22 protein-coding genes are annotated in these 18495 nt (G+C 64.4%); 9 read left to right on the top strand and 13 right to left on the bottom strand.

What is annotated here, in order from left to right:
* Positions 1 to 38: 38 nt before the first annotated feature.
* Positions 39 to 1166 carry a cytochrome c oxidase subunit II gene (gene coxB, locus IAE37_RS03460; RefSeq protein ID WP_201169210.1) on the bottom strand — a complete coding sequence of 376 codons (1128 nt, stop codon included), beginning with the start codon at positions 1164 to 1166 and terminating at the stop codon, positions 39 to 41.
* Positions 1167 to 1536: 370 nt separating this feature from the next.
* Between coxB and IAE37_RS03455 the strand changes: the two genes are divergently transcribed.
* The gene (locus IAE37_RS03455; RefSeq protein WP_201169207.1) at positions 1537 to 2178 is read left to right on the top strand and encodes a hypothetical protein; all 642 of its coding nucleotides are present in this window, start codon (positions 1537 to 1539) and stop codon (positions 2176 to 2178) included.
* 131 nt (positions 2179 to 2309) lie between these two features.
* On the opposite strand, the gene IAE37_RS03450 is transcribed toward IAE37_RS03455, so the two are convergent.
* The 5 genes from IAE37_RS03450 to prlC form a co-directional block, all read right to left on the bottom strand.
* Positions 2310 to 3842, bottom strand: a complete 1533-nt coding sequence (locus tag IAE37_RS03450) for a SulP family inorganic anion transporter (protein ID WP_201169205.1) — start codon at positions 3840 to 3842, stop codon at positions 2310 to 2312.
* A 191-nt stretch (positions 3843 to 4033) separates the two neighbouring features.
* Positions 4034 to 4753: a carbonic anhydrase gene (locus tag IAE37_RS03445; RefSeq protein WP_201169203.1), complete on the bottom strand. Its 720-nt coding sequence runs from the start codon at positions 4751 to 4753 to the stop codon at positions 4034 to 4036.
* A gap of 344 nt (positions 4754 to 5097) precedes the next feature.
* The gene (locus tag IAE37_RS03440) at positions 5098 to 6153 is read right to left on the bottom strand and encodes a PA0069 family radical SAM protein (protein ID WP_201169202.1); all 1056 of its coding nucleotides are present in this window, start codon (positions 6151 to 6153) and stop codon (positions 5098 to 5100) included.
* Positions 6154 to 6244: 91 nt separating this feature from the next.
* The gene (locus IAE37_RS03435; protein WP_201169200.1) at positions 6245 to 6526 is read right to left on the bottom strand and encodes a YheV family putative zinc ribbon protein; all 282 of its coding nucleotides are present in this window, start codon (positions 6524 to 6526) and stop codon (positions 6245 to 6247) included.
* Positions 6523 to 8610 carry an oligopeptidase A gene (gene prlC / locus IAE37_RS03430; RefSeq protein ID WP_201169197.1) on the bottom strand — a complete coding sequence of 696 codons (2088 nt, stop codon included), beginning with the start codon at positions 8608 to 8610 and terminating at the stop codon, positions 6523 to 6525. The genes IAE37_RS03435 and prlC overlap by 4 nt, the downstream gene beginning before the upstream one ends.
* Before the next feature lie 66 nt (positions 8611 to 8676).
* Between prlC and IAE37_RS03425 the strand changes: the two genes are divergently transcribed.
* Entirely contained in the window at positions 8677 to 9225 is a 549-nt protein-coding gene (locus tag IAE37_RS03425) for a gamma carbonic anhydrase family protein (RefSeq protein WP_201169194.1), read from the top strand.
* A 9-nt stretch (positions 9226 to 9234) separates the two neighbouring features.
* Entirely contained in the window at positions 9235 to 9885 is a 651-nt protein-coding gene (locus IAE37_RS03420) for an HAD family hydrolase (RefSeq protein ID WP_201169191.1), read from the top strand.
* Between the two features lie 41 nt (positions 9886 to 9926).
* On the opposite strand, the gene IAE37_RS03415 is transcribed toward IAE37_RS03420, so the two are convergent.
* Positions 9927 to 10991 (bottom strand): aminopeptidase, encoded by a 1065-nt coding sequence (locus tag IAE37_RS03415; protein WP_201169408.1) that lies wholly within the window; start codon positions 10989 to 10991, stop codon positions 9927 to 9929.
* Positions 10992 to 11075: 84 nt separating this feature from the next.
* Between IAE37_RS03415 and IAE37_RS03410 the strand changes: the two genes are divergently transcribed.
* Together IAE37_RS03410 and IAE37_RS03405 are read left to right on the top strand one after the other, a co-directional pair.
* Entirely contained in the window at positions 11076 to 11489 is a 414-nt protein-coding gene (locus IAE37_RS03410) for a PA0061/PA0062 family lipoprotein (RefSeq protein ID WP_201169188.1), read from the top strand.
* A gap of 54 nt (positions 11490 to 11543) precedes the next feature.
* Positions 11544 to 11957 carry a PA0061/PA0062 family lipoprotein gene (locus IAE37_RS03405; protein WP_201169185.1) on the top strand — a complete coding sequence of 138 codons (414 nt, stop codon included), beginning with the start codon at positions 11544 to 11546 and terminating at the stop codon, positions 11955 to 11957.
* A 64-nt stretch (positions 11958 to 12021) separates the two neighbouring features.
* Here the strand turns inward: IAE37_RS03405 and IAE37_RS03400 are convergent, their stop codons facing one another.
* Complete coding sequence (locus tag IAE37_RS03400; protein WP_201169182.1) at positions 12022 to 12255, bottom strand: DUF1161 domain-containing protein; 234 nt, start codon at positions 12253 to 12255, stop codon at positions 12022 to 12024.
* 72 nt (positions 12256 to 12327) lie between these two features.
* Positions 12328 to 12753 (bottom strand): OsmC family protein, encoded by a 426-nt coding sequence (locus IAE37_RS03395; protein WP_201169179.1) that lies wholly within the window; start codon positions 12751 to 12753, stop codon positions 12328 to 12330.
* A gap of 176 nt (positions 12754 to 12929) precedes the next feature.
* On the opposite strand from IAE37_RS03395, the gene IAE37_RS03390 reads away from it, so the two are divergent.
* Positions 12930 to 13934, top strand: a complete 1005-nt coding sequence (locus IAE37_RS03390; protein WP_201169177.1) for an LLM class flavin-dependent oxidoreductase — start codon at positions 12930 to 12932, stop codon at positions 13932 to 13934.
* 57 nt (positions 13935 to 13991) lie between these two features.
* Here the strand turns inward: IAE37_RS03390 and IAE37_RS03385 are convergent, their stop codons facing one another.
* Together IAE37_RS03385 and IAE37_RS03380 are read right to left on the bottom strand one after the other, a co-directional pair.
* A complete protein-coding gene (locus IAE37_RS03385; RefSeq protein ID WP_201169175.1) occupies positions 13992 to 14213 on the bottom strand; it encodes a DUF1161 domain-containing protein in 222 nt (73 codons plus the stop codon).
* A gap of 99 nt (positions 14214 to 14312) precedes the next feature.
* Positions 14313 to 14528 carry a dodecin gene (locus tag IAE37_RS03380; protein ID WP_201169173.1) on the bottom strand — a complete coding sequence of 72 codons (216 nt, stop codon included), beginning with the start codon at positions 14526 to 14528 and terminating at the stop codon, positions 14313 to 14315.
* Between the two features lie 150 nt (positions 14529 to 14678).
* On the opposite strand from IAE37_RS03380, the gene IAE37_RS03375 reads away from it, so the two are divergent.
* Positions 14679 to 15002, top strand: a complete 324-nt coding sequence (locus tag IAE37_RS03375; protein ID WP_201169171.1) for a DUF883 family protein — start codon at positions 14679 to 14681, stop codon at positions 15000 to 15002.
* Here IAE37_RS03375 and IAE37_RS03370 read toward each other — a convergent pair.
* Positions 14999 to 15895: a LysR family transcriptional regulator gene (locus IAE37_RS03370; protein WP_201169169.1), complete on the bottom strand. Its 897-nt coding sequence runs from the start codon at positions 15893 to 15895 to the stop codon at positions 14999 to 15001. The genes IAE37_RS03375 and IAE37_RS03370 overlap by 4 nt on opposite strands.
* Before the next feature lie 110 nt (positions 15896 to 16005).
* On the opposite strand from IAE37_RS03370, the gene trpB reads away from it, so the two are divergent.
* Positions 16006 to 17223, top strand: a complete 1218-nt coding sequence (gene trpB / locus IAE37_RS03365) for a tryptophan synthase subunit beta (RefSeq protein WP_201169167.1) — start codon at positions 16006 to 16008, stop codon at positions 17221 to 17223.
* Entirely contained in the window at positions 17220 to 18029 is an 810-nt protein-coding gene (trpA, locus tag IAE37_RS03360; protein WP_201169164.1) for a tryptophan synthase subunit alpha, read from the top strand. Before trpB ends, trpA begins: the two co-directional genes overlap by 4 nt.
* A 91-nt stretch (positions 18030 to 18120) precedes the next feature.
* Here trpA and IAE37_RS03355 read toward each other — a convergent pair whose 3' ends face one another.
* Positions 18121 to 18453: a DOPA 4,5-dioxygenase family protein gene (locus IAE37_RS03355; RefSeq protein ID WP_201169161.1), complete on the bottom strand. Its 333-nt coding sequence runs from the start codon at positions 18451 to 18453 to the stop codon at positions 18121 to 18123.
* Between the last annotated feature and the right edge of the window lie 42 nt (positions 18454 to 18495).

Below are 18495 nucleotides of genomic sequence, written 5' to 3'. Positions count from 1 at the left end.
GTCTCCTGCAATCCATTGATTGCCGCGAGTAACCCGCTTCATTTCGCTTCTGCCTGCTTGAGCGCCAGCACGTCCTTCGGCGTGACCATGTCGCCCTTGTTGTTGCCCCAGGCGTTGCGCTCGTAGGTGACCACGGCGGCGATGTCGACTTCCGAGAGCTGCTTGCCGAAGGCCGCCATCGCCGTGCCCGAGCGGCCATGGAAGACCACGCCCAGGTGCTCTTCCTTCGGCCCGGTGGCCACTTTCGAGCCCTTGAGCGCCGGGAACATCGGCGGCAGGCCCTGGCCCTCGGGCTGGTGACAGGACACGCAAGTGGTGTGGTAGACCTTGTCGCCGCGCTCGACCAGTTCTTCGAGGGTCCATTCCTTGCTGGTGAGCTCCTTGAGCTTGGCCGCCTCGGCCTTGCGCTCGGCGAGCCAGGTGTCGTAGTCGGCCTTGGACTTGACCTCGACCACCACCGGCATGAAGCCATGGTCCTTGCCGCACAGCTCGGTGCACTGGCCCCGGTAGATGCCCGGCTTCTCGATGCGCGTCCAGGCTTCGTTGACGAAGCCCGGGATGGCATCGCGCTTGACCGCGAAGGCCGGCACCCACCAGGAGTGGATGACATCGGCCGCGGTCACCAGGAAGCGCACCTTGGCGCCCACCGGCAGCACCAGCGGCTGGTCGACTTCCAGCAGGTAGTGCTCGTCCTTGGGCGCCTGGTTGTGGATCTGCTCGGTGGGGGTGGCCAGATTGCTGAAGAACTCCACGTCCTGGCCCAGGTACTTGTAGTGCCACTTCCATTGGTAGCCGGTGACCTGGATGTCGATGTCCGAATCGCTGGCGTCGTAGATGTCGATCAGGGTCTTGGTGGCGGGGATGGCCATGGCCACCAGGATCAGGAACGGGACGACGGTCCAGAGGATCTCGACCCAGGTGTGCTCGTGGAAGTGCGCGGCCTGCTGGCCAGTGGAGCGGCGGTGCAGGACCATAGACCAGAACATCGCGCCGAACACCACGATGCCGATGATCACGCAGATCCAGAAAATGGTCATGTGCAGGTCGAAAACGGCGTTGGAGACTTCCGTCGCCCCGGGCGCCATGTTCACGGTCCAGGCAGCGTTGGCCTGACCGAAAACCGTCCACAACACGAGGCCCATCCAGACATGTGGATGTCGCATCATTGCGGGTTCCCCTTATCGTTCTTGTTGTCCCGGAGGCGTGGCCTGCGGCAAGGGGGGGACGGCGGTCAAGACTGCCTGGCTTCGACGACCGAGCCCCTGCATAAAGCAGTCGGGCCTCATCAACGAATCACGTTCAACGGGAGTATAGACAGGGACCAATCCGCCGCAACGACGGGGATGAAATGAACTTCACGTGCAGGAGAAAACGCTCGAAAGGCGCACTCCAGAGCGGTTATGGCAAAATAGTGGCTAATCGTTATACCCAGGATCGCACACGTTTGCGCGGTTTATAACAAATGCGTCTTAGGTATGTTGTATACCGAGCTAATTTAGTGTCTTCCGTTTGAAACGTAACGTCCCTGGAGTTGTCATGAACATCGCAGCTGTACGCGAGCAGATCCAACAAGCCCATCAACATGAAGGCCGCACCGGCCAGCTCGCCGAGCGTCTGGCACTGCAACTGCCTCACCTGCACCCTTCGATCCAACTGCCCGAGCAGGACGCCCAGGGAACCTTGACGCGCTTCGTCCGCGCCTACGTTGAACAAGTACCGGAGTTGCTGGAAGCCGCCCACGAGGTGGCCCGCGAGGCCGGGATAGAGTCGCAGATCAAGCCGGTACTGAAGATTGCCGAAGCCTATTTCCTGCAACCGCCCAAGGAAGTGCAGGAACAGGTAGGCCTCGATTGCCTGCTGGATGAGGCGTACCTGGCGCACCGCCTGGTGGAGGAGGTCAACGACCTGTACATCCGCCACTTCCAGCAGCCGTTGATTCCGGTGGACACCACCGTCGCCAACCTGATCGCCCACCAGCTGATCGGCGAGGCCTTCGCCAACCAGCTGGATGAGGTGGTGCACCATTCGGTGGACGAGATGCTCGACGACGACAGCTTCGCCAGCGAGTCGGTGGAGGCGTACCGCGAAACCTTGAGCAGCCCCGCGACCGGAGCGGCCTGGAAGCGCTGGCCGTGTTTGTCGCGGCAGCTTGGGGTGGAGCTGGGGCAGCCTTCCTGAGGCTGGTTTTTTTATAGCCTATCCCGGCCTCTTCGCGGGTAAACCCGCTCCTACAGGTGCACCACCCATGTTGAATCTGCGTTGAACCTGTAGGAGCGGGTTTACCCGCGAATAGGCCAGGCCTGCCTATCTCAGGCCCCAACCCCCGCCGTCGTGCGCATCCGCCCCTCGATCCGCCGCTTCAACCGCCGCTGCTCGATCACCAGCCGCGATCCCTGCGCCGCGTTGCTGCGCCCCCAGTCCTCCAGCAACTCCAGGCACGAGTGGTCGATGTAGTTCAGGTTGCCCAGCGGCACATGCAGGGTGGTACCCGCCGGCACCGAGTCCAGCACCTGGGTCAGCGCCGGCACCTTGAGGAAAGTGGCCGAGCCGCTCAGGCGCAGTTCCATGTGCCCGACCGGCGCCAGCTCGACCAGGTTGATCTTCAGCCGCGCCGCCTTGAACGCCAGCTTCAGCAGGGTCAGGGCAAAGCCCAGCAGCACGCCGGTGAGCAGGTCGGTGAAGACGATGGCCAGGGCCGTGGCGGCGTAGGTGAACATCGGCATGCGGCCGTAGCGGCCAAGGCCACGGAAGGCCTTGAAGTCCACCAGCTTGATGCCGGTGTACACCAGCACACCTGCGAGGCTGGCCACCGGGATCTGCTGCAGCACGCTGCTCAGCGCCACGACGAAGGCCAGCAGCCATACACCATGCAGGATCGCCGAGGCGCGGGTGCGGGCACCGGCCTGTACGTTCGCCGAGCTGCGCACGATCACCCCGGTCATCGGCAGCGCGCCGAGGATGCCGCACAGCATGTTGCCAATGCCCTGGGCCGACAACTCACGGTCGAAGTCCGAGCGTTGGCCGCTTTGCATGCGATCGACCGCAGCGGCGGACAACAGGGTCTCGGCGCTGGCGATGAAGGCCAGGGCGAAGGCGGCGACCAGCAAGGTCGGGTCGGCCAGTTGCATCAGGTCGGCGGGGCGGATCCAGTCGATCGCCTCGGACAGGTCGGCCGGTACCACCACCCGATTCACCGGCAGCGCCAGCCACAGGCTGACCAGGGTCATGGCCGCCACGCCCAGCAACGCACCAGGGATGAACCGCAGCCGTTGCGGGCGTAGCCGCTCCCAGCCCCACATCAGGGCGATGGTGCCCAGGCCTAGGGCCCCGGCCTGCCAACCAGCGCCAGCGGGCTCGGAAGGCAGCGCGGCCATTACCGTCGCGGGAAACGCCAGCAGGTTCTGCATGCCCGATGGTTGCGGCGCCGTGTCGAACATCACATGCACCTGGGATAGCACGATCAGCACGCCGATGCCCGCGAGCATGCCGTACACCACCGCAGGCGCGGTGACCCGGAACCAGCAGCCCAGGCGCAAGCGCCCGGCCAGCAGCTGCAACACTCCGGCCAGCAGCAGGATCGGCCCGAGCATGGCCATGCCATGCTGGCGCACCAGCTCGAACACCAGTACTGCCAGGCCCGCCGCCGGGCCACTGACTTGCAGCGGCGAGCCGGCCAGAAAGCCCACCACCAGGCCACCGATGATGCCGGTGATCAGCCCCTTGGCCGGCGGCATGCCCGACGCGATGGCAATGCCCATGCACAAGGGCAGGGCGACCAGGAAGACCACCACCGACGCCAGCAACTCACGCGGCAGGGCCGCTTTCAACTGTGTAATGTTCACCGTGTTTCTCCTTTCTCTGTCGCACGGCCATTCCGCTGGCCGTGGGCACGTGGGCCCCTGACAAACGCGCGAGCGCGGGCCGCCAGCGAGGATGCCGGCAGGGCAGTCAGGGAATTCAAGGCAGCCGAAGGCCGCGCCACACCCTCAGCGGGTGCAGCCGGCTATCAAGGTTCTAGCGGTGGATGGGTCGCTTAGTAGCGGCCTCTCGGAGTGGCGCAGGGGACCGGCTCGCCAGCGGCCAGGGGCAGGAAGCTGTCGCTGGCGGCGTCGTAGGCTTCGATCTTGCTGGTCTCGATGTCGTAGACCCAGCCGTGGATGTACAGCTGGCCGGCCGCCAGGCGCGAGGCGACCGAAGGGTGGGTGCGCAGGTGATGCAGCTGGGCGATGACGTTTTCCTTGGTCAGCACCTGCATGGTCTCGTGCTCGCTGCCGCAGGAGCAGTTGTTCTCGACCACGGTGCGGGCGACTTCGGCGTGGCGCAGCCAGGCACCGACGGTCGGCATCTTGTCCAGCGAGTGCGGGTTCAGCACCGCACGCATCGCGCCACAGTCGGAGTGGCCGCAGATGATGATGTGGTGCACTTTCAGCGCGAGTACCGCGTACTCGATGGCGCTGGAGACACCGCCGTTCATCTGGCCATACGGTGGCACCACGTTACCGACGTTGCGGGTCACGAACAGGTCGCCGGGCGAGCTCTGGGTGATCAGCTCGGGGACGATACGCGAGTCGGCGCAAGTGATGAACATGGCACGCGGCGTTTGTGCCGTGGCGAGCTTCTTGAACAGCTCCTGCTGATCGGGGAAGACGTCATGGTGAAAACGCAGGAAGCCGTCGACGATGTGTTTGAGCGCAGCATCGGCGCTTTCGGCAGGAGCCTGCGGAACGACCTTGGATGGGTCCTTGACGGGCATGATTCATCCTCTTGACGGTGTGTAGGTAAATCCATTTTACCGGGGAAAGATTCTGGCTATGCAGGGAGTTAGATGACACGCACGGGCCATTGATCACAGTCTTCGTCGACTGGATGCCTACGCTAGCGGGGAAAACTTAACTGAAACTTAATTCGAGGGCTCTAGAACGGCTGTTCCAGATGGCAGAGGCGGGATTTGGATAATAGCAAAAAAGCATCAAATGGCTAGGGGTATTAGTGAAGTTATTTGTAGGAATTAGCCTCACTAGGGACATCCACGGGGCTTGCTTCGCGGCGGTTCGGCGCCCCGATAAACCCGCTCCTACACAAACCATCTTGTGCACGTCAGAACAACGCCAGCTGCCCGCCCGGCGGGCAGAACGCCGAGCAATCCAGCGTCTGCGCCTCGCGCCCGGCAAACTGCAACCGCTTCATGGCCCGGGCAAAGCGCTGCGCCAGCAGCTCGGCGAACACGCCTTCGCCACGCATCCGCGAACCGAAGCGGCTGTCGTACAGTTCACCACCGCGGCTCTGGCGGATCAGGCTCAGCACATGCGTCGCCCGCTGTGGGTAATGGTCCTGCAGCCATTGCTCGAACAACGGCGCCACTTCCAGCGGCAGGCGCAACATCATGTAGGCCGCGCTCTGCGCACCCGCTTCCTTGGCTGCCTGAAGCAGATGCTCCAGCTCGCTGTCGTTGATCATCGGAATCATCGGTGAGCACAACACGCCCACTGGAACGCCGGCCTCGCGCAGCACTCGGATGGCCCGCAAGCGCGCCTTGGGCGACGCCGCGCGCGGCTCCAGCACCCGCTTGAGTTCGTCGTCCAGGGTGGTCAGGCTAATCATCACCCGCGCCAGACGCTGGCTGGCCATTTCCGCCAGCAGGTCGAGGTCGCGCAGCACCAGCGACCCCTTGGTGACGATGGTAACCGGGTGGCGATAGCGCAACAGGACTTCGAGCAAACGCCGGGTGATTCGCTGCTCGCGCTCGATCGGCTGGTAAGGGTCGGTGTTGGCGCCCAGGTTGATCGGCGCGCAGACGTACCCTGGCTTGCTCAGCTGTTGTTCGAGCACCTCGGCGGCGTTGGTCTTGGCGATCAGCTTGGTTTCGAAATCCAGGCCCGGCGACAGGTCCCAATAGGCGTGGCTAGGCCGCGCATAGCAGTAGATACAGCCATGCTCACAGCCTCGGTAGGGGTTGATCGAACGGTCGAAGGGCAGGTCGGGCGAGGTGTTGCGGGCGATGATGGTCTTGGCGATCTCGACCCGCACCTCGGTGCCCTGGGTGGGTGGCACCTCCTGGTACCAGCCATCGTCCTCGACCAGCGAGCGGCTGGGCGCGAAGCGGTTGTGCGGATTGCTGGCGGTACCGCGACCGCGGATGGAAGTCGGGAGCATGGCGCGAGCCCTTGAGACACTGTATTTACGTACAGTATCGCAAGGGCCCGACCATTGCCACTACCGTCAGGCGGAGCCAAGGCCCGCCAGGTCACTCGGCGGGTTTCTTCAGCTTGGGATTGGGGAAGAACTGCACCGTCTGCACCTGGGCCGGGGCGGCCTTGGGCGCCTGGTGGTTGACCCGCGTACCGAGCTCCTTGGGCACCGACAGGCCTTGTTCGTTGAGCGTATCGGTGAAGCCGCAGGCCACGCATTCGCGGTGCGGCACGCCGTCCTCGTTCCACATCATCAGCTTGTCCGGCTCGCTGCACGCCGGGCATACCGCCCCGGCGATGAAGCGCTTCTTGGTCTTGTTCACGACGACCTCGCTCATGCTGCCGCGTCCTCGCTCAGGCCACAGTGGCGCAGCAATGCATCAATGGAAGGTTCACGGCCACGGAAGTCGACGAACAGCACCATCGGCTCACGCGAACCACCACGGGCCAGGATAGCCTCGCGGAAGGCGCGGCCGGTCTCGGCGTTGAGCACGCCCTCTTCCTCGAAGCGCGAGAAGGCATCGGCCGACAGTACTTCGGCCCACTTGTAGCTGTAGTAACCGGCCGCGTAACCGCCGGCGAAGATGTGCGCGAAGCTGTTGGGGAAGCGGTTGTAGGCCGGCGGGCGCATCACCGAGACCTCGTCGCGCACGCCTTCGAGCACCTGCAGCACGCTGCGGCCGTCGCCATGGCTGGCATGCAGCTCGAAGTCGAACAGCGAGAACTCCAGCTGACGCACCATCATCATGCCCGACTGGAAGTTCTTCGCCGCCAGCATCTTGTCCAGCAGGTCCTGGGGCAGGGCGGCGCCGGTTTCGTAATGACCGGAGATCAACGCCAGGCCCTCGGGCTCCCAGCACCAGTTTTCCATGAACTGGCTCGGCAGCTCGACCGCGTCCCAGGCCACGCCGTTGATGCCGGACACGCCGGCATGCTCGATGCGGGTCAGCAGGTGATGCAAGCCATGGCCGAACTCGTGGAACAGCGTGGTCACTTCATCGTGGGTCAGCAGCGCCGGCTTGCCGGGCGCTGCCGGGGTGAAGTTGCACACCAGGTTGGCCACCGGGCTCTGCAACGCGCCCTCGGCGGTGCGCCGGCGGTCGCGGGCGCCGTCCATCCAGGCACCGCCACGCTTGTTGGCGCGGGCATACAGGTCGAAGAAGAAGCGGCCGACATGCTGGCCGTTTTCCTTGATCTCGAACAGGCGCACGTCCGGGTGCCAGGCATCGAAGCCCTTGAGCTCGGCGATCTCGATGCCGTACAGGCGCTGGACGATGGCGAACAGGCCACCGAGCACCTTGTCGATCGGGAAGTAGGCGCGCAGGGTTTCCTGCGAGACGCTGTAGCGCTGCTCGCGCAGCTTCTCGCCGAAGTAGCCGGCGTCCCAACTGGCAAGCTCCGCGCAACCCTGTTCGGCGGCATAGGCCTTGAGCTGCTCCAGGTCCTGGGCGGCGAACGGCTTGGAGCGCTTGGCCAGGTCACGCAGGAAGCTCAGCACCTGGTCGCTGGACTCGGCCATCTTGGTCGCCAGGCTCAGCTCGGCGTAATTCTTGTAACCCAGCAGCGCGGCCAGCTCCTGACGCAGGTCGAGGATCTCGCGCATCACCGGGCCATTGTCGAACTGCCCGGCATTCGGGCCCTGATCCGAGGCGCGGGTGCAGTAGGCGGCGTACAGCTCTTCGCGCAGGGCGCGGTCACTGGCGTAGGTCATCACCGCGTAGTAGCTGGGGAATTCCAGGGTGATCAGCCAGCCGTCGAGGCCCTTGGCCTGGGCCGCGGCGGCCATCTGCGCCTTGGCCGAATCGGTCAGGCCGGCCAGGGCGGCTTCGTCGGTGACGTGCTTGGTCCAGGCCTGGGTGGCGTCGAGCAACTGGTTGGAGAAGCGGCTGCCCAGCTCGCTGAGCTTGCTCTGCACTTCGGCATAGCGCTGCTGCTGGTCGGCCGGCAGGTCGATGCCCGACAGGCGGAAGTCACGCAGGGCATGCTCGAGGATGGTCTTCTGGGCCACGTCGAAACCGGCGGCTTGCGGGCTGTCGATCAGCGCCTGATAGGCCTCGAACAACGCACGGTTCTGCCCCAGTTCGGTAGAGTAGGCACTCAGCGCCGGCAGGCAGGCCTCGTAGGCCTCGCGCAATTCCTTGCTGTTGCACACTGCGTTGAGGTGGCTGACCGGGCTCCAGGCGGCGCCCAGGCGGTCGTTGAGTTCGTCCATGGCCAGCACCAGGCCGGCCCAGGAAGGCTGCTTACCTTGGGTTTCGAGAATCTGGGCAATGGCTTTGCGGTTGTCGGCCAGGATCTCTTCGATGGCTGGCAGCACGTGTTCGGCACGGATCGCCGAGAACGGCGGCAGATCGTAGGGCTGCAGAAGCGGGTTGTTCGCACTCACGGTTTGGATACCTTGGCAGAAGAAACACTCGACCATCTTAATTACAATCGACGCCGACCGCAGCAGGCAGCCTGCCTATCGGCACAGATGAGAGACGCTATCATGGCCATCCGAAGCTTCCAGCAACACACTCCGAAAGTTGGACCTCGTGCCTTCGTCGACCGTTCAGCGGTGGTGCTGGGCGACGTGGAGATCGGCGAAGACAGCTCGGTTTGGCCGCTCACGGTGGTCCGCGGCGACATGCACCGCATCCGTATCGGCGCGCGCACCAGCGTGCAGGATGGCAGCGTACTGCACATCACCCACGCCGGACCGTTCAACCCCGACGGCTTCCCGCTGATCATCGGCGACGAGGTCACCATCGGCCACAAGGTGATGCTGCACGGCTGCACCCTGGGCAATCGCATCCTGGTCGGCATGGGCAGCACCATCATGGATGGCGCCATCGTCGAGGACGAGGTGATCATCGGCGCCGGCAGCCTGGTACCACCCGGCAAGCGCCTGGAGAGCGGCTACCTGTACGTGGGCAGCCCGGTGAAGCAGGCGCGTCCGTTGTCCGACAAGGAGCGTGCGTTCTTCCCGTATAGTGCCGGCAACTACGTGAAGCTCAAGGACCAGCACCTGGCCGAAGGCTTCGACCAACCGGAGTGACCTTTCTACATGCACCAGCAGAACATCCTCTTCGACCTCGACGGCACCCTGACCGACCCGCGCCTGGGCATCACCCGCTCGATCCAGTACGCCCTGGCCAAGCTGGGCATCGACGAACCCGACCTGACGCGCCTCGAGCATTTCATCGGGCCACCCCTGCTGCAGGCCTTCATGCAGTTCTACAGTTTCGACGAAACCAAGGCCTGGGAGGCGGTGAACCACTACCGCGAGCGTTTCCGAGTGACCGGTCTGTACGAGAACCAGGTATTCGACGGCGTGCCGGAGCTGCTCGCGGCCCTCAATGACCAGGGCCGTACCCTGTACATCGCCACCTCCAAGCCGTGGGAATTCGCCCGCGAAATTGCCCGGCACTTCGCCTTCGACCAGCACTTCAAGGTAATCTACGGCAGCGAACTGGATGGCACGCGTACCAACAAGGTCGAGCTGATTCGCCACCTGCTGGACGAGGAAGGGCTTGACCCTGCGCAGACGCTGATGATCGGCGACCGCAAGCACGACCTGATCGGCGCGCGCAGCAATGGCTTGCAGGCGGTGGCGGTGGGGTATGGGTTCGGTAGCCGGGAAGAGCTGATGGCCGAGACGCCAGCGTTCCACTACCCGACCCTGGCCGAGATGCACCAGGCCTTCATCAAGGCTTGAGGGCCCTGGGGGCTGCTTTGCGGCCCCAAAATCCCGCAGGCTCACATCAATCGCTGCAAAGCCGCCTTCCTGTCGGTAGCTGACAACCGCCCAAGCTGCTCGACTCGCTCATAAAACCGTGCCCAATCCCCATCCACCTCACGGAACACCGCCGCAAACGCCGGCACCCACTGGTCATACAGCCCGAACGGCAACAGCTTGGCATTGCTCAATGGTGCATAGACCCAGGCGTCATAGCGCTTGTCGCCGTTCCACTGGCTGTCCCGCACCCGCTGGTACTCCCCGCGCAAACGCTCGAACTCGGCCTGCTTGGCAACTCGCTTGTGCGCATCGTCCAGGGGCCCTGCATAGATCGCCTGCAAGCGCTCGCGACTGGCCAGCACCAGCCGGGTGAACTGCTCCTGCTGAGCCGTCTGGCCCAGTCCAAGCGGTGCGAGGCCCCGGGCCACACGCCACTGCCGCGCTCCTTCCTGCTCGACGAAGGTGGCAAACGACTCATTGAACGCCGTGTCGTCGCGCACGTAGAAGCGCTGGTGCGCCAGTTCGTGGAAGATCAACGCAGCCAAGCGCTCATCGCCCCAGCCGAGCATGGTCGAGAGGATCGGGTCATCGAACCAGCCCAGGGTGGAATAGGCCTCCACCCCACCCACGTAGACGTCCAGGCCGTCCTCGCGCATCAGCGCCGCCGCGCCCCGTGCATCGCCCTGGCGGTAGTAGCCCCGGTAGGCGACGCAACCGGCAATGGGGAAGCAGTGGGTCACGGGCTGCAGGGACAGCTCGGGCGTGGCGAACACGTTCCACACCACATAGGGCCGGCCCAGGTCGGCATAGACCCGATAGCTGCGGTTGTCCGGCAGTTTCAGGTGGTCACTGGCAAAGCGCCGCGCCTGCTCGGCATGGGCCAGGCGCTCGCGCAATTGCGGGCTGCTGGCCGGGTCGGCCAGGACGTTATCCACAGGCTGGCGGGCGCGCAGCAGCTGCCACTGCCCCTCGGCCAACTGCCCGTAGTAACCGACGCTGCTGCAACCGTTCAGCAGAAGCCCGGCCAACACGGGAACCAAACGCCTGAAAACACGGTCGAGTGGCCCAGGGCCTGAGCGCTGCAAAAGAAAAATTCGAACCATCTTGGGGCTGTCCCGCTCGCTCACGGCCAATGCGCCCAAGACTATCTTGCCCGGGGGAGTACCGCCATGCGTGCCCTGTTCGTCGCCAGTTCGCTGATCCTGCTGTCTGCCTGCTCGACCCTGCCCGACCCGGACCCCAACCAGGCCTGGATCGACCTCAGCCCGCATGACGACACCTCACTGCATGCCGTGCAGGTCGACGAGCGCGAATGGGCCGACAACCGCTACTTCGAAGTGCAGCCAGGCAGCCACGAGCTGACCGTGCGCTACCAGTTCCCAGTCACCCCGAGCAACATCGGCCCGGTGAACGAGCCCTTGTGGCGCGACTGCCAGCTCAACCTGACCTTCAAGGACTTCAACGCCGGCCAGCGCTACCAACTGCAAGCCGGCAGCATCGGCTTCCGGCCCTGGATCAAGCTGTACGACCACCAGCAGAAACTCGTCGGCCAGGGCCTGCCAGCCGGTTGCCAACGCACCTGAAACGCCGAACGGCGCTATGCTTGTAGCGTGTGAATCGCAAGTGGGAGTATTGCCATGCGCCAGCCCATGATGCTGATCGCCCTCAGTGCCCTGGGGGCCTGCGCCAGCCCCTTGCCACCCGCCGACCCCAAGCAGGCCTGGGTCGACCTCTACACCATGACCCCAGGGCGCCTGGTCATGGCCGACCGGCTCGATGGCCAGCGTCTGAACGATGGCCGCTACTTCCAGGTAACCCCCGGCAAGCACGAACTGGTCGTGCGCTTCGACTATGAAGTCTATGCGGGCGGCTTCACCACCGACCCACGCGAACGCACCTGCTACCTGACGGTGCGCTTCGATGACTTCAAGGCGGGCGAACGCTACCGCCTGGTGGCCCGGGCGCCGGTCATGGAACCCGAGGTGGCGATGTACGACGCGAGCCGGACCAGGGTGGTGAACGAGGCGAGCAACGTGTTCTGCATTCCCTGAATGCCCATCGCCGGCAGGCCAGCCCCTGGAGGAGCCGGCTTGCCGGCGATGGCGCCAGTGAGACCTAGCGGTCGTTCTTCTGGTAGATGATCTTCTTGGTCCCGCCCTCGCAGCTGCCAACGACCATGTTCGGGTCCTTGACCTCGCTGTTGGGCACGATTTCCAGGGTATAGGACGACACGCCTCGGGCCTGGATCTTCGCTTCGATCTCGGCCTTGAGTTCCTCGCACGGCTTGGGCGCGGCCAGGACGGCCGACGTCAACAGAGAACCCAGCACGGCGACTACGACGCGTTTCATGGAACGGCTCCTCAAAGGGCAGCCTTGCTGCCGACGCTGTTTAGACTACAGCAATCTGCCACTGTTGCGCCGTCAGCCCACCAACGAAGCGTCCAGGCTGATATCGGCGTTGAGTACCTTCGAAACCGGGCAACCCGCCTTGGCCTTGTTGGCGATCTGGAGGAACTGCGCCTCATTGGCACCGGGCACCTTGGCCTTGAGGGTCAGGTGCACGGCGGTGATGGCAAACCCGTCTGCCTGCTTGTCCAGGGTGACTTCGGCGATGGTATCGATGCGCTCTGCCGTCAGGCCGGCTTCGCCCAGCATCATGGAGAGTGCCATCGAGAAGCACCCGGCATGCGCCGCACCGATCAACTCCTCTGGGTTGGTCCCTGGTGTGCCCTCGAAACGGGTATTGAAGCCGTAGGGGTTTTCTTTGAGCGCGCCGCTTTCGGTGGAGATACGGCCCTTGCCGTCCTTCAGCCCGCCTTGCCAGATTGCCGATGCTGTCTTTTTCATGATGCCTCCTGGTCATGGATTACATACCTGTAATTTCAGAGGTACACCTCCTACAGCAAGTTCAGACCAATCCACTCACGGGCATTGATTCCTGCCAATCTGCCCATACACAGTTCAAAAGGCCTATGGACACCGTCCAGGTGGCCTCTGGCTTATGACCTTTTGCGGAGGCTCCTATGACCCACCTGCGTGACCTGAAGATTTCCACCCTCGACCTGGTGCCGGTACGTGCCGATGCAGGCCCCGCGCAAGCGTTGCACAACTCCCTGGACCTGGCCCGGCACGTCGAACGCTTTGGTTACAACCGTTTCTGGGTCGCCGAGCACCACAACATGGACGGCATCGCCAGTTCCGCCACCTCGGTGCTGATCGGCTATCTGGCGGGCGGTACTTCGACCATCCGCGTCGGCTCCGGCGGCGTCATGCTGCCCAACCATGCCCCGCTGGTGATCGCCGAGCAGTTCGGCACCCTGGCCAGCCTCTATCCAGGCCGCATCGACCTGGGCCTGGGCCGTGCCCCGGGGTCGGACCAGATGACCGCCTACGCCTTGCGCCGCGAACGCTCGGGCAGCGCCGACGATTTCCCGGACGATGTCGAGGAATTATCCCGCTACCTCGGACCACGCACCGATGATCAAAAAGTGATCGCCGTGCCCGGTCACGACACCGAGGTGCCCATGTGGCTGCTCGGCTCCAGCCTGTTCAGCGCCCAACTGGCAGGCATGCGCGGCATGCCCTACGCCTTCGCCTCGCATTTCGCACCGCGCCTGATGCATGAGGCGATCCGCATCTACCGCGACCACTTCAAGCCCAGCACCACACTGGACAAACCGTATGTGATGCTGGGTGTGCCGATGGTGGTGGCCGACACCGACGAGCAGGCCGAATACCTGGCCACCTCGGTATACCAGCGCATCCTCGCGCTGATTCGCGGGCAAAGCCTGATGCAGCGCCCACCGGTGCCGAGCATGGACGGGCTGTGGCTACCCCACGAACGCGACGCGGTGGGCAGTTTCCTGGGCCTGGCGATGATTGGCAGCCCGCAGAAGGTACGAGCCAAGGTGGAGGTGTTGCTGGAGCAGACCGGGGCGGATGAGCTGATCTTCACCAGTGATCTGTATGAGCATGCCGACCGGATCCGGTCGTATGAATTGATGGCGCAGGCGCTGAAGAGCGAGTGATCTTCTTCGCGGGCAATACCCACAGGGAGCGGTATTGCCCGCGAAGGCTCCAGCGCATCAGCCGCGCCGGTAGACGATTTCCTTGGTGCCGGCCTCGCAGCTACCCACCACCTTGCCGGCCGGGTCGCCCTTGTCGACGATCTCCAGCGTATAGCCGCTGACCCCCTTGGCATCGAGCTTCGCCGCGATCTCCGCCTTGAGCTCCTCACACGGCTTGCCCGCGGCCAGCGCGCTACCTGCCAGCATCATCAACCCTACCGCCCACATCGTTTTTTTCATCGCTCGCTTTCCTTGAATGGATGAAACCGAAAAAGGGTGCCGGCAAAGGCACCCTCGAAACCCATCATCGCGCCCGGGCCCTCGGCCTACGGCGAGGGGTCAGCTGTTGGCGATGCGGAAGCCCACCTTCAACGTGACCTGGTAGTGCTCGACCTTGCCATCACGAATGTGACCGCGGGTGTCGACCACCTCGAACCATTCCAGCAGCTTGATGCTCTTGGCCGCCTCGGCCAGGGCATTCTGGATCGCATCCTCGATGGTGGTGGTCGACGACCCCACCAACTCGACCTTCTTGTAGGTGTGATGATCGCTCATGTCGCTCTCCTTGAGTGGCTGTGAAACTTGAGCCTAGCAGCGCTGGCCTGGTTTACCTGCGAGCCATCGGCGCCGCTGAAAGTTCGATTGCACTTTCAGCGCAGCGGGAAGTCGCAATCCTTACCACCCCTACCGCGAAGGAGAGTTCACATGCCACGCAATTCGCTGCGCAAAGCGTCCCTGGAAAGCATGGAAACCGAGATCGAAAGCCTGCTCAAGGCACTGGAGAATCTCAAGCACGACGCCTCCGAGGAGTCGCAGAAATCGCTCAAGACCATTCGCAGCAATGCCGAAAGCGCGCTGCGTCACTCGCGCAGCCTGCTCAGCGATGCTTACGAAGAGGTCAAGACCCGCACCCGCCAGACCGGCATCGCCACCCGTGACTACGCTCAGGAGCACCCGCTGACCACCGCCGGCGTTGCAGTCGGCGCCATCGGCCTGCTGGCCGCCTGGCTGCTGTGCAAACGCAACTAGACCCGCTGGCTGTCCAGCTCCTGGCGCAGCCACTGCGCCAGCTGCTCGGCGCGCCCGTCAGCGGCGCGCTTGGGCACCCATAGCGCCAAAGCCGCACGTGTCGGCGAAAACCCCCAAGGCGCGTTCAAACGCCCGGCGCGCAGGTCATCGGCCACCAACGGTTGCGGCGCGATGGCCACTCCCAGGCCGGCCACGGCCGCTTCCAACAGGTAGTACAAGTGCTCGAAGGCCTGGCCATAGTGCAGTGCGCCAGGGTTCAGGCCCTGCTCGTGCGCCCAGGTCGGCCATGCCTGCGGCCTCGAGGTGGTGTGCAGCAACGGCTCGCCCAACAGGGCCTGCGCAGGTGCCTGGCGCAGGCGCTCGAAGCCGGCGAAATGCGGGCTCAGCACCGGGCCGATCCGCTCTTCGGCCAACACATGCACCTGCATGTCCGTCGGCCACGGCGGTTCGGCATACACCAGCAAGGCATCCAGCCCCGGCCGGCGCGGGTCGAGGTCGCCCTCGCCAGCCGAAAGATGCAGGCGCAGTTCCGGCAAGTCGGCCTTCAGCCGCCCCAATCGAGGAATGAACCAGCGCGCCAACAGGCTCCCGGAGCAGCCCAGCACGAACGGCGCCTCGCTGACATCGCGACCGAGTTCCGCGCAGATGCCGCGCAGCCGGTCGAAGGCATCGAAGCTGGCGTCGCGCAGGCGGATACCGGCATCTGTGAGTTTGATGCCACGCCCGTCCTTGACAAACAACGCCACCCCGAGGTGCTCCTCAAGTACCTTGAGCTGCCGGCTGACCGCGCCGTGGGTCACGTGAAGCGCTTCGGCTGCCTGGCTGACGCTGTTCAGCCGGGCGGTGGCCTCGAATGCGCGCAGGGCATTGAGCGGTGGAAGGTCATGAGCCATGGACTTGTGATATTTCCTGACAGATTAACGCAATCTTATCGGTTTTCAGCCGGGCTTGCCGTGGTTAGAGTAAAGCCCATCACTCATTCATATCGCCCCTGGAGCGCCCCATGACCCAGACCCAATACCGCCCCGGCCCGGATGCCAACGGCCTGTTCGGCTCGTTCGGCGGCCGCTACGTGGCCGAAACCCTCATGCCCCTCGTGCTGGACCTGGCACGCGAATACGAAGCGGCCAAGGCCGATCCCAAGTTCCTCGAGGACCTGGCGTACTTCCAGCGTGACTACATCGGCCGCCCGAACCCGCTGTACTTCGCCGAGCGTCTGACCGAGCACTGTGGCGGCGCGAAAATCTACTTCAAGCGCGAAGAACTCAACCACACCGGCGCGCACAAGGTGAACAACTGCATCGGCCAGGTACTGCTGGCCAAGCGCATGGGCAAGAAGCGCCTGATCGCCGAAACCGGCGCCGGCATGCATGGCGTGGCCACCGCCACCGTGGCCGCGCGTTTCGGCCTGCCCTGCGTGATCTACATGGGCGCCACGGACATTGAGCGCCAGCAGGCCAACGTGTTCCGCATGAAGCTGCTGGGCGCCGAGATCGTCCCGGTCACCGCCGGCACCGGCACCCTCAAGGACGCCATGAACGAGGCCCTGCGTGACTGGGTCACCAACGTCGACGACACCTTCTACCTGATCGGCACCGTCGCCGGCCCGCACCCTTACCCGGCCATGGTCCGCGACTTCCAGTCGATCATCGGCAAGGAAACCCGCGCCCAGCTGCAGGAAAAGGAAGGCCGCCTGCCTGACAGCCTGGTCGCCTGCGTCGGTGGCGGTTCCAATGCCATGGGCCTGTTCCACGAATTCCTCGAAGAGCCGAGCGTGCAGATCATCGGCGTCGAAGCCGGTGGCCACGGTGTACACACCGACAAGCATGCGGCCAGCCTCAACGGCGGCGTGCCGGGCGTGCTGCACGGCAATCGCACCTACCTGCTGCAGGACGATGACGGCCAGATCACCGACGCCCACTCGATTTCCGCCGGGCTCGACTACCCAGGCATCGGCCCGGAGCACGCCTACCTGCACGAAGTGAAGCGCGTCGAGTACGTCAGCATCACCGACGACGAGGCCCTCGACGCCTTCCACGCCAGCTGCCGCCTGGAGGGCATCATCCCGGCGCTGGAAAGCTCCCACGCCCTGGCCGAGGCGATCAAGCGCGCGCCGAACCTGCCCAAGGACCACCTGATGGTCGTGTGCCTGTCGGGCCGTGGCGACAAAGACATGCAAACCGTGATGAACCACATGGCAGCCCAGGAGAAACAGGCATGAGCCGTCTTGAACAACGCTTCGCCGAGCTCAAGGCCGAAGGCCGCTCCGCGCTGGTCACCTTCGTCACCGCTGGCGACCCGGGCTACGACGCCTCGCTGCAGATCCTCAAGGGCCTGCCGGCCGCCGGTGCCGACGTGATCGAGCTGGGCATGCCGTTCACCGACCCGATGGCCGACGGCGTGGCCATTCAGCTCGCTACCCTGCGCGCTCTGGAAGCCGGCCAGACCCTGGCCAAGACCCTGCAGATGGTTCGCGAATTCCGTGTCGACAACCACACCACGCCAATCGTGCTGATGGGTTACTACAACCCGATCCATCGCTTCGGCGTGGACAAGTTCGTGGCCCAGGCCAAGGACGCCGGGGTCGATGGCCTGATCATCGTCGACTTGCCACCCGAGCACGACGCCGAGCTGGCCACCCCGGCCCAGGCCGCGGGTATCGACTTCATCCGCCTGACCACTCCAACCACCGACGACGCGCGCCTGCCACGGGTGCTGGAGCGCAGCTCCGGGTTCGTCTACTACGTGTCGGTGGCCGGTGTGACCGGTGCCGGATCAGCGACCACCGAGCACGTTACCGAGGCGATTGCCCGCCTGCGCCGGCATACCGACCTGCCGATCAGCGTTGGTTTCGGTATTCGTACACCAGAGCAGGCCGCCGCGATCGCGCGCCTGGCCGACGGTGTGGTGGTGGGTTCTGCGCTGGTCGACAAGATCGCCCAGGCCAAGGATGCCGACCAGGCCGTGAACGATGTGCTGAGCCTGTGCTCGGCATTGGCCGAAGGGGTGCGCTCGGCGCGCAATTGATTGCGAGGGCTGCGCCCTCGATCGCTGCACAAGGCCGCTCCTACACAGGGTTACGCTTTCCCTGTAGGTGCGGCCTCGCCCCTTGGCCCCACTATCCCCCGAACAGAGACAGCTTCAACGGCCGCACCGCCCCCATCCAGATCGCATGGTCGCGATGGTCGGCCAGGTCATCCCCGGTGTCGGGGTGCATGAACACCACCAACCCCTTTCGATTCAACGCCAGCCAAGGCAACACCACCCCCAGCACCTCCGGTCCGAAGGCCAACTGGCAACTCCAGTCCGGGTGCGGCCCGACCGGCTTCTGGTGCATGCGCCCCATGGTCACGGGGAACAGTCGCGCGGCCTCTTCGCATAGCTCACGCGCCTGCTCCATGGTCGATGCGTCGTAGTACACGTGGGCGTGATACCCCTTGATCCTCTGCACGATAGCTCCTGAATGTGGTCAACCCTTGTGTCGCGAAAGGCC

The sequence above is a fragment of the Pseudomonas sp. S31 genome (assembly GCF_016648105.1).
GTDB lineage: Bacteria > Pseudomonadota > Gammaproteobacteria > Pseudomonadales > Pseudomonadaceae > Aquipseudomonas.
Note: the sequence above shows the minus strand (reverse complement) of the source record. Positions and strands in the feature narration are given on the sequence as shown.